This is a genomic window from Anaerocolumna cellulosilytica (assembly GCF_014218335.1).
GTDB lineage: Bacteria > Bacillota > Clostridia > Lachnospirales > Lachnospiraceae > Anaerocolumna > Anaerocolumna cellulosilytica.
Genome location: NZ_AP023367.1, coordinates 2,842,058 through 2,855,857 on the forward strand (window position 1 = coordinate 2,842,058; position 13,800 = coordinate 2,855,857).

At 36.6% G+C, this 13,800-nt stretch carries 11 protein-coding genes and 1 pseudogene; 2 read left to right on the plus strand and 10 right to left on the minus strand.

The annotated features are described in order from the left end of the window. Positions 1 to 198: 198 nt before the first annotated feature. From acsn021_RS11610 to pyk, 3 genes and pseudogenes are all read right to left on the minus strand, one after another. Positions 199 to 963 (minus strand): N-acetylmuramoyl-L-alanine amidase, encoded by a 765-nt coding sequence (locus acsn021_RS11610; RefSeq protein WP_184089251.1) that lies wholly within the window; start codon positions 961 to 963, stop codon positions 199 to 201. 114 nt (positions 964 to 1,077) lie between these two features. Next, on the minus strand, positions 1,078 to 1,980 hold the full coding sequence (locus acsn021_RS11615; RefSeq protein WP_184089248.1) for a GNAT family N-acetyltransferase: 903 nt from the start codon (positions 1,978 to 1,980) through the stop codon (positions 1,078 to 1,080). A 119-nt stretch (positions 1,981 to 2,099) separates the two neighbouring features. Then, a pseudogene (pyk, locus tag acsn021_RS11620) lies at positions 2,100 to 3,521 on the minus strand (pyruvate kinase); the annotation flags it as partial. A gap of 577 nt (positions 3,522 to 4,098) precedes the next feature. On the opposite strand from pyk, the gene acsn021_RS11625 reads away from it, so the two are divergent. Continuing rightward, the gene (locus acsn021_RS11625; RefSeq protein ID WP_184089242.1) at positions 4,099 to 5,694 is read left to right on the plus strand and encodes a Na/Pi cotransporter family protein; all 1,596 of its coding nucleotides are present in this window, start codon (positions 4,099 to 4,101) and stop codon (positions 5,692 to 5,694) included. A 210-nt stretch (positions 5,695 to 5,904) separates the two neighbouring features. On the opposite strand, the gene acsn021_RS11630 is transcribed toward acsn021_RS11625, so the two are convergent. Together acsn021_RS11630 and acsn021_RS11635 are read right to left on the minus strand one after the other, a co-directional pair. Beyond that, on the minus strand, positions 5,905 to 6,525 hold the full coding sequence (locus acsn021_RS11630) for an HDIG domain-containing metalloprotein (protein WP_184089239.1): 621 nt from the start codon (positions 6,523 to 6,525) through the stop codon (positions 5,905 to 5,907). 214 nt (positions 6,526 to 6,739) lie between these two features. After that, positions 6,740 to 7,984 carry a [Fe-Fe] hydrogenase large subunit C-terminal domain-containing protein gene (locus acsn021_RS11635; protein ID WP_184089236.1) on the minus strand — a complete coding sequence of 415 codons (1,245 nt, stop codon included), beginning with the start codon at positions 7,982 to 7,984 and terminating at the stop codon, positions 6,740 to 6,742. A 342-nt stretch (positions 7,985 to 8,326) separates the two neighbouring features. On the opposite strand from acsn021_RS11635, the gene acsn021_RS11640 reads away from it, so the two are divergent. Then, positions 8,327 to 8,515: a ferredoxin gene (locus tag acsn021_RS11640; RefSeq protein WP_184089233.1), complete on the plus strand. Its 189-nt coding sequence runs from the start codon at positions 8,327 to 8,329 to the stop codon at positions 8,513 to 8,515. 89 nt (positions 8,516 to 8,604) lie between these two features. On the opposite strand, the gene sufU is transcribed toward acsn021_RS11640, so the two are convergent. From sufU to sufC, 5 genes are read right to left on the minus strand one after another with little or no spacing between them, the layout of a single operon-like run. Further along, complete coding sequence (gene sufU, locus acsn021_RS11645) at positions 8,605 to 9,033, minus strand: Fe-S cluster assembly sulfur transfer protein SufU (RefSeq protein WP_184089230.1); 429 nt, start codon at positions 9,031 to 9,033, stop codon at positions 8,605 to 8,607. Beyond that, a complete protein-coding gene (locus acsn021_RS11650) occupies positions 9,023 to 10,249 on the minus strand; it encodes a SufS family cysteine desulfurase (protein WP_184089227.1) in 1,227 nt (408 codons plus the stop codon). Before acsn021_RS11650 ends, sufU begins: the two co-directional genes overlap by 11 nt. After that, a complete protein-coding gene (locus tag acsn021_RS11655; protein ID WP_184089224.1) occupies positions 10,233 to 11,333 on the minus strand; it encodes a SufD family Fe-S cluster assembly protein in 1,101 nt (366 codons plus the stop codon). Before acsn021_RS11655 ends, acsn021_RS11650 begins: the two co-directional genes overlap by 17 nt. A 13-nt stretch (positions 11,334 to 11,346) precedes the next feature. Beyond that, positions 11,347 to 12,750 carry a Fe-S cluster assembly protein SufB gene (sufB, locus tag acsn021_RS11660; protein WP_334297320.1) on the minus strand — a complete coding sequence of 468 codons (1,404 nt, stop codon included), beginning with the start codon at positions 12,748 to 12,750 and terminating at the stop codon, positions 11,347 to 11,349. 26 nt (positions 12,751 to 12,776) lie between these two features. Then, a complete protein-coding gene (sufC, locus tag acsn021_RS11665) occupies positions 12,777 to 13,523 on the minus strand; it encodes a Fe-S cluster assembly ATPase SufC (RefSeq protein ID WP_184089219.1) in 747 nt (248 codons plus the stop codon). Positions 13,524 to 13,800 lie beyond the last annotated feature (277 nt).

Sequence of the window (13,800 nt, forward strand, 5' to 3'; positions counted from 1 at the left end):
CCTTTCTCCTCTAACAGTTGTTAGAATTATTTTATCTAACAACTGTTAGATTGTCAAGTAAAAGAAATCAAATAAAGCAACAAAAAAGGAGCAGACTTATACACAGCCACTCCTCTTTACCACACACTATACTATTCTTTGTTCTCGTACTATCAGCATACTATATCCGAGGATTTAGTACTTTACATGTTAGATTCTTTACTCTCGTACTATTAAGGTACTATATCCTTGCTGGCGTAACTCCCTCTCCAGTTCGGCTGCGTCTTCCATTGTTACAAATTCTCCAACCTGTACGGCATAATATTCTCCCTGATTACTCAGATATGTTTCATATCCCGCTGCATTCAGATTATTCTGAAGGTTTCTGGCATTATCCAATACCCTGAATAATCCAACCTGGATACGGTAAATAGGCGCTTCTTCCGGTTGTTCTGCCCCTAAGCCATCTAAAATACCGGAGGCTATTCCATAAGCTATGTCATTAAATCTTTCATCAAATATCTGATTATCTGAATCCGTGTTCAGGAACCCTGCCTCAATTAAAAGCGAAGGCATATTTGTCCTTCTAAGTACTGCTAAATCTGTCCGCACATCAATCCCAAGATTTGTAAATCCAAGAGCTTCTAACTCCTGATTAATATTTTCGGCTATGATATATTTCACGCCGGTTTCATCATAAATAAGGGTTTGTACTCCACTGTAAGTATTTGGGGTGGCGCTTGAATTTCTGTGTATAGAGACAAATAAATCGGCATCTTCTGCATTTGCCAAATATGCTCTTTCCAAAGGTGATACATATGTGTCATCGATTCTGGTAAACAATACATCTATGCCGTTGTTAGCCAGTATCTCACCGACCGCCAGGGCAAGATCCAGATTATCTTCTTTTTCCAGACGTCCGTTGTAGACAGCACCACTATCATATCCGCCATGTCCCGCGTCAACTACGATTCTATATGCCATATTGTCCTTAATGGATATACTTTTTTTATAATATATGCTCTCTTTTGGTAATTGTTACGGCCAATTGCAAGGATTCTATTCATGAATAATAATAGAGATACCTTCCATTTATCATTATATATTATCTAACGCACAAGTATAATAGTCGTATTGTGTCGCTATCTCAAATCCGCAATTTCTATACATGGCAAAAGCTTCGATACTTTCACTGGCAACCTCCAGGGTTATAGATTTTTTCCCTTTCTCTTCTGCCTGTTTTATAACCTGATACAGCAAGGCGTTACCATAACCTTTGCCTCTTTCAGATAACGTAATGCCAAGTCCAAAGATTGATGCAGTTTCTGAATGAAAACTTAAGCTACAAAGCCCCTTAAGTTTGTTTCCTATAAAGAAACCGTAACACTCCATATTCTCAGAATCAAGTCCACTGCGAATGATATGCTCTGCCTCTTCCATAGAATTTTTAAATATATTCTGGTGTAGTTTTACAGCTTCAAAAGATTCCTCTTCCTTTATTGCTCTTAACACCCACCCTTTAGATTGGTTTGTTAATATTTCTTCTTTCTGATGTCTTTTCCATCCTTCAGTTACAGTGTTGATTTTTAATTGCAGTAAATAGTCAGATCTTTCATAGGCTGCTTCAAAAGCTCTTGCAGTTGAAATACCTGATTTACTCTCAGGCTCAATTACAAATTGAACATGAGAAATTTCATAACCTTCCAACTCATCTGCGGCTCTATAAAAAAGTTTTGTAAAGCAGCCTTTTCTTCGATATTCCGGCAATGTATAAGCTGATATCTCAGCTGTATCCATATAAGGCTCAAGAATGGTAAGTACACTAATCAATCTGCCTTTTTCATAAAGCAGGTAAAAACTGTCCAGATTCTCATAGAAGTTCAAGTCATTTTCCAAGTATAAGGTTCTTTTTAGTTTATCAAATTTGAGACATACCGCAACAAGTTCATCAACTGCTTTTTTTTGACCTATACTTAGACTATGGAGCTTTATCAGTTTCATTGTATTTAACCTTTCTACATTAAAAGAACCCGGTAGTATAACCGCCTTCCTTGGAACAAATGTGTATTCCAAGGAAAGGATTTATAAATACCGGGTAAATGTTTCAATAATTAATATTGGTTTCCAGCAATATGAACCTTAATTAAGTTAGTAGTACCAGAAACTCTTAACGGTACCCCTGCTGTAATTACAGTTAATTCGCCTTTTTGGATTAATCCTTTTTCTTCTACAAGAGAAACTGCATGCTCAAATAGTTCAAAAGTATCTTTTTCTTCACGAATCATCATAGGCTTAACACCCCATGATAGATTTAATTGTCTGCTTACATGCTCTTCCGTTGTACAACCGATAATTGTGCAAGCTGGACGATATCTGGAAATCATTCTTGCAGTTTTTCCGGATTTTGTAACAGTTATAATCATGGCTGCATTTAAGTCATGAGCTGTAGTGCAGGTAGCATGAGATATTGCATCCGTAATATCAGGATTTTCCTGTGACTCCAATGCACGGAATCTCTTCTTATAATCAATATCCTGTTCTGTACGGACAGCAATACGATCCATAGTCTTAACAGCTTCAATTGGATATGCGCCGGCAGCAGTTTCACCAGAGAGCATGATTGCACTGGTTCCGTCATAAATTGCGTTGGCAACGTCAGTAGTCTCTGCTCTTGTAGGTCTAGGATTTTTTATCATAGAATCAAGCATCTGTGTTGCAGTAATAACCTGTTTTCCGGCATTGTATACTTTTTTAATAATCATCTTCTGAATAACAGGAACATCTTCATTGGGAATTTCAACACCCATATCACCGCGGGCAATCATGATACCGTCAGATACATCAATGATTTCATCGATATTTTCTACACCTTCAAGATTTTCAATTTTTGCAATTATATTAATTGTATTGCAGTTATATTCTTCAAGAATTTTACGGATATCCATAATATCCTGCGCATTTCTTGTAAAGGATGCTGCAATAAAATCATATCCCTGCTGAATAGCAAATATAATATCGTCTCTGTCTTTTTTACTGATGAAAGGCATTGATAATTTTGAACCAGGTACATTAACACCCTTATTGTTGGAAACAACGCCATCATTGTTTACCTGACAAATAATATCTGTGTCAGTCAGCTCTTTAACAACAAGTTCTACTAAACCGTCATCAATAAGTATGATGGAACCAACCTGTATATCTTGAATTAACTTTTCATAATTAACATATACACAAGTCTCTGTTCCTTCAATATGCCTCACAGTTAAAGTAAATGTTTGGCCTTTCTTTAACTGTATTTTTTTGTCATCCTTAAATTTACCAATACGGATTTCAGGTCCCTTAGTATCTAAAAGTGCCGCAATAGGAAGTCCCAATTCTTTGCGGATTTCTCTTAATTTTGTTAATCTCCCCATATGCTCCTCATGATCAGCATGGGAAAAATTAAATCTGGCCACATCCATTCCAGCTATTACCAATTCCCTTAATACACCTTCACGGTCCGTTGAGGGTCCTAATGTACATACTATTTTTGTCTTTCTCATCTTGTCATTCCTCCTTAAAAGTTATCATAACACTCTTGCTGCAACTAATTTATCCTAAATAATTTTTATTGATTGAAGATTAAAAGAATTTATGCACCTTGTAAAAATCGCTAATTCTGATTCTTCCAATCTATTTATTACAGCACATTCCAGATTGACTGGATATGCATTGAGCATGCTACAAAATATTTTTGATATTCTAATAAAAAAAACCACGGGATTAATGATACACCATTTTCCAAAAGAAATCTATAGAAATATTTCAAAATATTCATATTTTAATCACATACATACATTATTCTATTTTTAGGAATTTGTCTATACAGCAATTTTACAAAGAATTAATTCATTATTGATAAATTCTTAATACTAGTTTACAATTAGAACGAAAGGAGGACAAAATAATGCTTGGATATGAATATTTTGACAGCACTAAAACCATTTTTTGCTGTTCTTTGCCCTCATTATCAGGAAGTAACCCGCTGGTAGTACCAAGTATTATATTTTAAATAACCGTGTATGAGCATCTGCTCTAACATAATGATTTACTTAAACTTTAACAGGAGGTTTTCATATAATGAAAATCACAGATTTATTTGCACTATTAGGGGGACTTGCTTTATTTTTATATGGCATGAAAATTATGGGAGATGGGCTTGAGCTGGTAGCCGGGTCTCAACTGCAAAAGATACTTGAAAAATTAACAACTAACCGATTGCTTGGTATGCTAGTGGGTGTTGCCGTTACAGCAGTTATACAAAGTTCTTCCGCTACTACGGTTATGGTTGTTGGATTTGTAAACGCAGGTCTTATGAATCTGTCCCAAGCTGTAGGCGTGATTATGGGTGCAAACATTGGAACCACCGTTACCGGACAGTTAATAGCGCTGGATATTGGTGCAATTGCACCAGTGCTGGCTTTTATCGGAGTTCTGTTTATTTTATTCGCTAAGAAAAAACGGATTAATTATCTCGGAATGGTTATCATCGGTTTAGGAATGTTATTTATCGGAATGGGTACCATGAGTGACGCTATGAAGCCTCTGCGTGAGGTACAGGCATTTCGTGATATGATGACAAACTTCACCAATCCATTTATTGGTGTATTAACCGGTCTTTTAGTTACCTGCATTATACAAAGTTCCTCTGCCAGCGTTGGTATATTACAAGCATTGGCGGGTCAGGGTCTTATTGGTATCGGCGGTGCAATGTATGTTGTATTTGGACAGAACATTGGAACTTGTATAACCGCTATGCTTGCTTCAATCGGAAGTAATAAAAATGCCAGACGTGCTGCTCTGTGCCATGTTCTATTTAATGTACTTGGTACTGCTTTGTTTATAGCCGTCAGCTTTATTCTACCTTTTGACCACTGGATGGAATTGTTGGCTCCGGGCAATACAGTAAGACAGATTGCGAATCTTCATACCATCTTTAATATTGTAACAACCGTATTATTGCTGCCTTTTGGTTCCATACTTGTTAAAATTGCTTTAAAAATTATAAAGGGTGAAGACAAGATTGAAAACCAAATTAAGTTAGAGTTTATTGATAAAACGAAGGCAATTGATACATCTGTTGCCTTAATCAGTATGGATGCTGAACTTCATCGTATGGAAAATGTAACAAGAGACAACTTTCTTTTAGCAACATCTGATTTTTGTGCTCCGACGGCAGAGACAATTGCACAGGTAAATTATCAGGAAGATTTAATCGACTTTTTAAATAAAGAAATTAAAAAGTATATTATAAAAACCAATGAATTAAATTTATCCAAAGAATCTGCCAGAGCCGTAAACAGACTTTTAGTCATTACTAGTAACTATGAGCGTATCGGAGACCATGCATTAAATATAGCAGAGCATGCACAGCATTGTGTGGAACGTAAGCTTTCATTTTCAACAGCAGGTCTAAAAGAATTAGGTGATATTAGAAATACAATTCAGGAAATGTTTACACATTCTAATAACAAAGCACTTTCACCCGCAGAGCGTAAAGAAAAAGTTTACTATCTAGAAGCTCAGGTGGATCATTATACGGAAGAATATCGGAAAACTCATATTAACAGAGTAACAAATGGTGAATGTGATATTGAAGCCGGTATGCTTTTTGACGAAATCTTAACGGATTTAGAACGCATTGCTGATCACCTTATGAATATCGCTGAAGCATAAATAAATATATATGCAAAAGAGCATAAACTAAATTGTATTTGAATTCAATTTACGTATGCTCTTTTTTATATCTATTCATTTCTATTTTTACTTACCATTCTTTGTCTCCTGTTTATTAGATGCTGCGGAACTGGTTACTGCTTCCGTTTTTAATTGATGGTCTTTTTTGTTAATATTATTTCTGCCTTTATTATCTTTTTTTGCCATAAGTTATCTCCTATTCTGTACCTTATTTAAGAAAAGTTTGATATTCTCTTCTTCGATTTCTCTATCCGGCTTTAGTCGTCCCAGGCGGTCACATAATCCAAGAAGTGCAAGCTCATTTACATCGGTATTTTCTTTCATATCCTTGATGTTTCCAAAGGATAAATCCTTAACTATATAGAGTATATGCATATGATAGCGTACCAAGGCTGACACTTTTTCTATAAAGTTCTCTTCACAAGAAAAAAAGCTAAGGAATTCTTTTGACATCTTAGCACCAACCCGGTCATGGTCATAGGAAGTAATTTTACCTTTTCGGACTCTGGTGGTGACCGGCTTTCCGATATCATGCAATAGTGCGGCCCACATAAATACTTCCCCTTCTTTACTATCCTTACGTCTCCTGGCAGCTTCATCTACTACCAGTAAAGTATGCTTCCAGGCATTCCCTTCCGGATGATGCACTGGTGATTGCTCTGCTTTTGTCAGGTTTTTTATCATAGAAAAAGGATATTCGCTAAACAACGGTTCTAACAAAATAGTACTCAGGTATTCAGAAGGACGTTGATCCTCTAATAAATGCAGGTGAATCTCTTCAAAAAGTTTTTTCTTTTTTGCATTTTCCACTTTATACACCTGTAAAATACCGCCATTATAAGAGTGCTGACAATATCATATACGGTATCCTTTCCCTTGTTATTCAATACAAAATTAGTATTTCCACTATAGCCGTAACTATGTAAGAATATACGAAGTATTTAATCTTACATAGTTTATTCTAACACAAGAGTGGGTGTAAAACCTATATTTCTTCATTTATTTCACAATAATTCCATAGGATTTAGCTGCTGAAATCTCTGGTAAATATGTCACTATGCTCTAAGAGACTCTCAACCGTATCAAAGCCCAGCTGATGAAGCAATTCTATAACATATGGATTATCAATGGGCGTTTTAAAAGTTGCCGTTTCTCCGTACTCGATTACATTTTCACGCCCCTTTTCCCTGTTAATCATAACCTTGGGACCTCCAACACAACCACCGACACAACCCATCCCCTCAAAGAAGTTTGCTTCAATTTTTCCTTCTTTCAAACGGTTAATCATCTCCTTACAGGCAGGTACACCATCTGCCTGGGTGGTTCTTATAGATATCTCTCTGTGAGGATTCAACCTTTCAAGAGTCTTTTCTACTGCCTCACTGACCCCTCCTGTTCTGGCATAAATTCTGCCTGCTCTTGAGGAATGATCTTTTTCACTTTCCCCCATGTCCGCGGGATTTATTTCTGCCACCTCAAAGATATCCTTTACTTCCTGGAAGGTTAATACAAAATCAACAGCATCACAAATATCTTTTTCCCTAGCTTCTGCTTTTTTTGCCAGACAAGGTCCAATAAAAATCGTTAAGGCATCCGGATGCAGCACTTTGATAGTACGTCCGCAAGCCACCATAGGTGATACAGCACCTGGTACATGAGGCATTAAATCGTTGTATACCTTCCTTATCATACCTATCCACATAGGGCAACAGCAACTGGTCAATTGAAAATCTGACTCGGTGAGTATATTTTTATCAAATTCCAGTGCTTCTTTTAGGGTAAGAATATCAGCAAATAATGCCACCTCAATCATTCCCGAAAAACCTAATTTTTTAAAAGCATTTCTTAACTTACCGGGTGTTACCTCCTGACTAAATTGTCCTAAAAATGCAGGGGCAATGAGTGCGTAAACGGGCCCCTTTGCTAAACGTATCGCATTTAAAGCAGGGAGAATATCCCGACTGGCTGTTAATTTTTCAGATTTACAATTATCGATACAGGCATGACAACCGACACATTGATCCTTATCTATACGTATTACGCCGTCTTCTCCTTGGACAATTGCATCAAAAATACAACTTCTCTGACAGGCAGAAGGTTTGTCCGGAGGACAATTACAGTCACCGATTTTTAAAACCGGTGCAAATTTATCAGGGTGGAGCAAACAATCTAAATGGTGTGGGTCATAATCAGCAATCTCACTGCTATTGTCCTCTTTTCCAAGAGATTGTTTAACAAGTTTTCGATACAGTTCTTCAAATGTTGTCATAGTAACTCCTTTTCCTTTTTTACACATTCATCTGTTATATTCTTATCCCAAATATCCGCTTTTACTCAGAATATCCAGAATTATTCCTGAATTGTAAAAATTCTTTTTAAATAATGGACGTATGAATTAGTGAATTCGGTTAATAAATACCAAAATGTGGTTTATTGTAAAATCCTTGAAAACCTGATAGAATACTATTGTAAATTGTAAAAATCAGTTGATTTATGTATTTTCAATCCATTTACTGGTAATATACCGGAAGTGGTTATTTATTACCGAAGAAAGGAGTGTATTGATATAACTTTGAGGTAAAAAATCAGATTATATCAAAGACAGAGAATTATGAAAGTAGCTATTGCAAAAAGAGGGTGTAACGGGTGCGGTTTATGCACAGATATCTGTCCAACAATTTTTAAAATGAATAAAAATATTTATGCTGAAGTTTCCTCCAAAGAAATCCCGTTTGATAAAGAAAAGGATGTTTTAGAGGCAGAAATCAACTGCCCCGTATCAGTAATAATCTTAAATTAGATTATATTATATATCTAAATTCGTACATACCAAATGAAAATAAAAGGGTCTGTTGCCTCATAAATTAATCATTTAGCAACAGACCTTTTTCACTTTCTATGAACAGATTCCTTTAGCGTATGCCAGCCCAAAACGGCACATTTTACTCTTGCAGGCATATGGGATATATCTTTTAATGCAATCGCATCTTCTAATATTTCCAGCTCTTCTTCCTCCGTTATTTCATGTTTTATCATAGAAAAAAAACGGTCAGCCAGTACTAATGCCTCATCAACAGGCTTATCTTTAATAAGGTCTACCATAATAGAAGCTGACGCCTGAGAGATAGCACAGCCACTACCGGTAAATCCCGCCGCTTCGATTCTCCCGTCTTTAATCCGTAGTTCCAATTCAATTTCATCTCCACAACTGGGATTAATTCCTTTTTGTACAATCGTTGGATTTTCAATATGATGTTTATTACGATTGGAACTGGTATGTTCCCGCAACACCTCAGAATAAATTTGTTCAATTCCCATTATTAAGCCACCTCCTGACATTGCTTAAACTTTTGACAAAAGCATCAACTTCCTCCAGCGTATTATAAAAATAGAAACTAATTCTACAGGTTGCTGCTAATTTCATATATTTCATAAGGGGTTGAGCACAGTGATGGCCGGCACGGACTGCAATACCATCTGCATCCAGAATGGAAGCCGTATCATGTGGATGAATACCATTAACGTTAAAAGATATTACACCACTTCTATAATTGCTGACTACAGATTCTCCATAAACCGTTACTTCCGGTATACCAGCCAGTTGATTTAGTGCATAATCCGTCAGTTCATGTTCTATCTTTTGTATCGTGTCATAACCGACCCTGTTTATATAACTGATAGCCTCAGAAAGTCCTACCGCTCCGCCTACATTAACGGTACCTGCTTCAAATTTTTGGGGTAATGGTGCAAAAGTGGCTGCCTGCTCGCTTACAGATTCAATCATTTCTCCGCCGGTTAAAAACGGCGGCATTTTAAGTAAGAGTTCTTCTTTCCCGTACAGCACTCCAATACCCATAGGTCCTAACATTTTATGACCAGAAAATACTGCAAAATCTACATTAAGTTTTTTTACATCCAACGGATAATGCGGAATGGATTGGGCACAATCTAGTACAACAACAGCCCCCTTTTTGTGTGCTTTTTCAATAATATATCTTACAGGGTGGATTGTACCAAGTACATTGGATACCTGTGCAATAGCGACAATTTTAACCTTTTTTGTAATCTTTTTTTCAATTTCTTCCTCAGGGATTTGTCCTAAGGCATTCACATATAGATACGTCAGCTTCGCCCCTTTTTCTTTTGTAATTTGCTGCCAAGGGAGAATGTTACTATGATGCTCTGATATGGCTACTACCACCTCGTCTCCTTTTGTAAGAAATTCTCTTCCATAACTGTAGGCAATAAGATTTATACTTTCTGTGGTGTTTCTGGTAAAGATTATTTCTACCGGTTTTCCGTTAATAAATTCTGCGGTCTTTTTTCTGGCATGTTCATAACTTTCAGTAGCTTTAGTACTTAAATCGTATAACCCCCGGTAAGGATTGGAGTTTTCTTCTATATAATATCTTTCCATTGCCTTAAGCACGGCTTCCGGTTTTTGTGTCGTAGCCGCATTGTCAAAATATATAAGTGGTTTTCCTTGATAAGTTTTTGCAAGTAAAGGAAAGTCTTTTTTATAGGGATTTAACATGGTCTAACCTCTCTTTTACGTATTCTAACAGTTGTCCTTGTAATATTTCATCTGGAATTTTCTGAATAACTGGTTCAAACCAGGCTTCAAGTATTACCCTTTTTGCCGTTAGTTCATCAAGACCTCTGGACATCATATAAAATAATACATCTTCGTCAATCCTGCCGCTATTAGCAGCGTGTTTTCCTTCTACGTCGTCTTCACCACATAAAATTAAAGGTGCAGAGACATTTTTAATACCGGGACTAAACAGCAGATTATTTTCACTTTGCTGGCCTTTGGCACCTTTTGCCCCTTTTTTGAAATCAATGGTACCTCTAAATAACTTTTTACTGGTGTCCATTAACGCACCATTTATATTCATTTCGCTGACAGAATGCTTTCCATAGTGATTCATAACATAATTAAAGTCAATACTTCTGCTCTTATCTCCTAAATATATGGTATTAAGAGAGAAGTTGCTGTTATTCCCATCAAGATCTGCCATAACACCACCGGCCAGAGTACCTGCTCCCAGTTCACCCAGCGTAATCTGAACCGTACTGCCATCCTCTAAAACTGCCCCAATATTATTCATATGCGTTATACTATCATCAAACACCTGGGCCTGCACAAGATGTATAACTGCATTTTTCCCTGCTTTTATATAGGTTAAGCTGCCATGAAAGCCGGAGCAAGCCGTCTTATTTTTATAGTCTATAACCAGTGTTATTTCTGCATCTTCTTCCAATATAATTTCGTTATACTCAAGGATGGAAGGATTTGCTTCATCTATGCAATACTGAAGCAATACCGGTTCTATTTGTTTTGTTCCTTGGGTAAGATGAAGTGAAATCCCGGCATTTTTGTGATTTTTAATGAACTCTTCTGCCTCCTTACCCATACCGGTAGAAATTTTTCCAATATTATCCTGCCATCTCCTATATTGTAATTGAATCTCTTTGGGTAATGCCTTATTTTTCAACGGATTGTTATCATAAGGACTACTATCAGGTATATCCTGCTGTAATTTTAATTCATTTACCTTAAGCCAACTCCAGGTTCGTACCGGAAGTTGATTGGCTTGTTTTAATTCCAAATTCATAACTCTTCCTCCTTTAGCCAATGCTTCCTTCCATTTCAAGTTGAATCAAATGATTCATTTCCACGGCATATTCTAAAGGCAATTCTTTGGCAATGGGCTCTGCAAATCCGCTTACTACCATAGCTTTTGCCTCCACTTCACTCATTCCTCTGCTCATAAGATAGAAGATAGTCTCATCACTTATCCTTCCTATCTTTGCCTCGTGACCAATGTCAACTTTATCATTACGTATATCCATAACCGGTATAGTATCAGATCTGGAAGAGTCATCTAACATTAAAGATTCACAAGATACTGAAGACTTGCTGTTCTCTGCATTTGCCGCAATTTTTACAGCACTGCGGAAGGTAGAAGAGCCACCATCCTTTGAGATAGATTTCGAACTCATATGAGAAGAAGTGCCAGGGGCTGCATGTACTACCTTAACACCGGTATCCAGATTCTGACCGTTCCCAGCAAAGGTTATTCCTGTGTATTCCATTCTGGCGTTTTCTCCTTTTAAAATACTCATCGGATACAGATAAGATACCCGTGAACCAAAAGAACCAGAAACCCATTCCATCACTCCGTTTTTTTCTACTACAGCTCTTTTGGTATTTAAGTTGAACATATTTTTTGACCAATTTTCAATTGTCGAATATCTAAGTCTGGCACCTTCACCCACGAATAATTCTACACAGCCTGCATGCAAATTGGCTACATTATACTTTGGAGCAGAACATCCTTCAATAAAATGAAGATCAGCCCCTTTATCAACGATAATCAGAGTATGTTCAAACTGTCCTGCACCCGGTGCATTAAGCCTAAAATACGATTGTAAGGGTATCTCCACCTTCACTCCCGGAGGAACATAGACAAAGGAACCTCCTGACCAGACCGCACCATGAAGAGCTGCAAATTTGTGGTCGGATGGCGTCACCAATTTCATAAAATGTTCTTTAACCATTTCTTCATATTCTACCAGTGCGCTTTCCATATCCGTGTATATAACACCCAGACTTTTTACTTCTTCCCTCACATTATGATATACTACTTCTGAGTCGTATTGTGCACCTACGCCTGCCAGAGAAGTACGCTCAGCTTGCGGAATACCCAGTCTTTCAAATGTATTTTTAATATCCGTCGGCACTTGTTCCCAAGTAAGATTCATATTAGTATTTGGTCTTACATAAGTAACAATATCCTCCATATGCAAGCCCTCTAAGCTTGGTCCCCAAATGGGAGGTTTTATATCCTGATATATTTTTAATGCCCTTTGTCGAAACTCCCTCATCCAGGACGGATCATTTTTTTCGAGGGATATTTCATTCACGATACCCGCTGTTAATCCTTTTGCTGATTTATAGGAGGCATTAACTTTATCCTTTACATCGTATATGCTTCTGTCTATGTCCGAAACATAGGTTTTATTTTTTATTGCCTGTTCCATCTGCTTCCTCCTATCTATACTAATTCAAAAAATTCTTTGTAACCATTTTTGTTGACCTGCCCTATTAAAGAAGCATCTCCTGTTTTTACAAGCTTACCGCCCAATAGTATGTGTACATAGTCTACATGAAGATATTCTAATATTTTTGTGTTATGGGTTATGATTAACAGTGAATTCTTTTTATCTTTAAAGTTTTTTACACCTTGTGATACGATTTTAACTGCATCCACATCAAGTCCGGAATCAGTTTCATCGAGAATTGCCAACTTTGGCTCTAACATTAACATCTGTAATATTTCTGCTTTCTTTTTCTCACCACCAGAAAAACCAACATTCAGATATCTATCCCCATACTGTTTATCCATTCCCAAATTATCCATTGTCTTATGAAGTTCCTTTTTAAAGGCCATAATACGTACCGGCTTAGAGCTAACTGCTGTTTTAGCTGTACGTATAAAATTTTCCAAAGTAACACCAGATAACTCCTCTGGGTTCTGAAAGGATAAAAAGATTCCTTTTTTTGCTCTGATATCCGGTTTTTCTTCTGTAATATCTTCTCCTTCAAAATGAATGCTTCCGCTTTTAATTTCATACTTTGGATGACCCATAATGGTATAGCCTAAAGTGGATTTACCTGCTCCATTGGGTCCCATTATAACATGCACTTCTCCCTGATTAATTTTTATATTAAAAGATTTAAGAATCTCCTTCTCTTCTATGTGTACATTTAAGTTCTGTATCTCCAGTAATGTATTTTTCATTTTTAGCTCCTATTCTGCATCCCGCAGGAAAACTGCGATACTGCCTCCTAATATAATTTTACGCTTAAGGTTTAAGCGATAATAGCCACTTTAAAATTTGATTTATTAAATCTTATCAAATTAATTCCTACCAAATTAATTCCCACTAATTTAATTCCAATTATAATACTCGGAATTAAAAATTGCAAGTACTATCCAATAAATTTAGTATAACTTATCCATATTTTACTATGGTATGCCTAAAAATCGTTTATAAAAGAGGTTATGAAATTGGTTA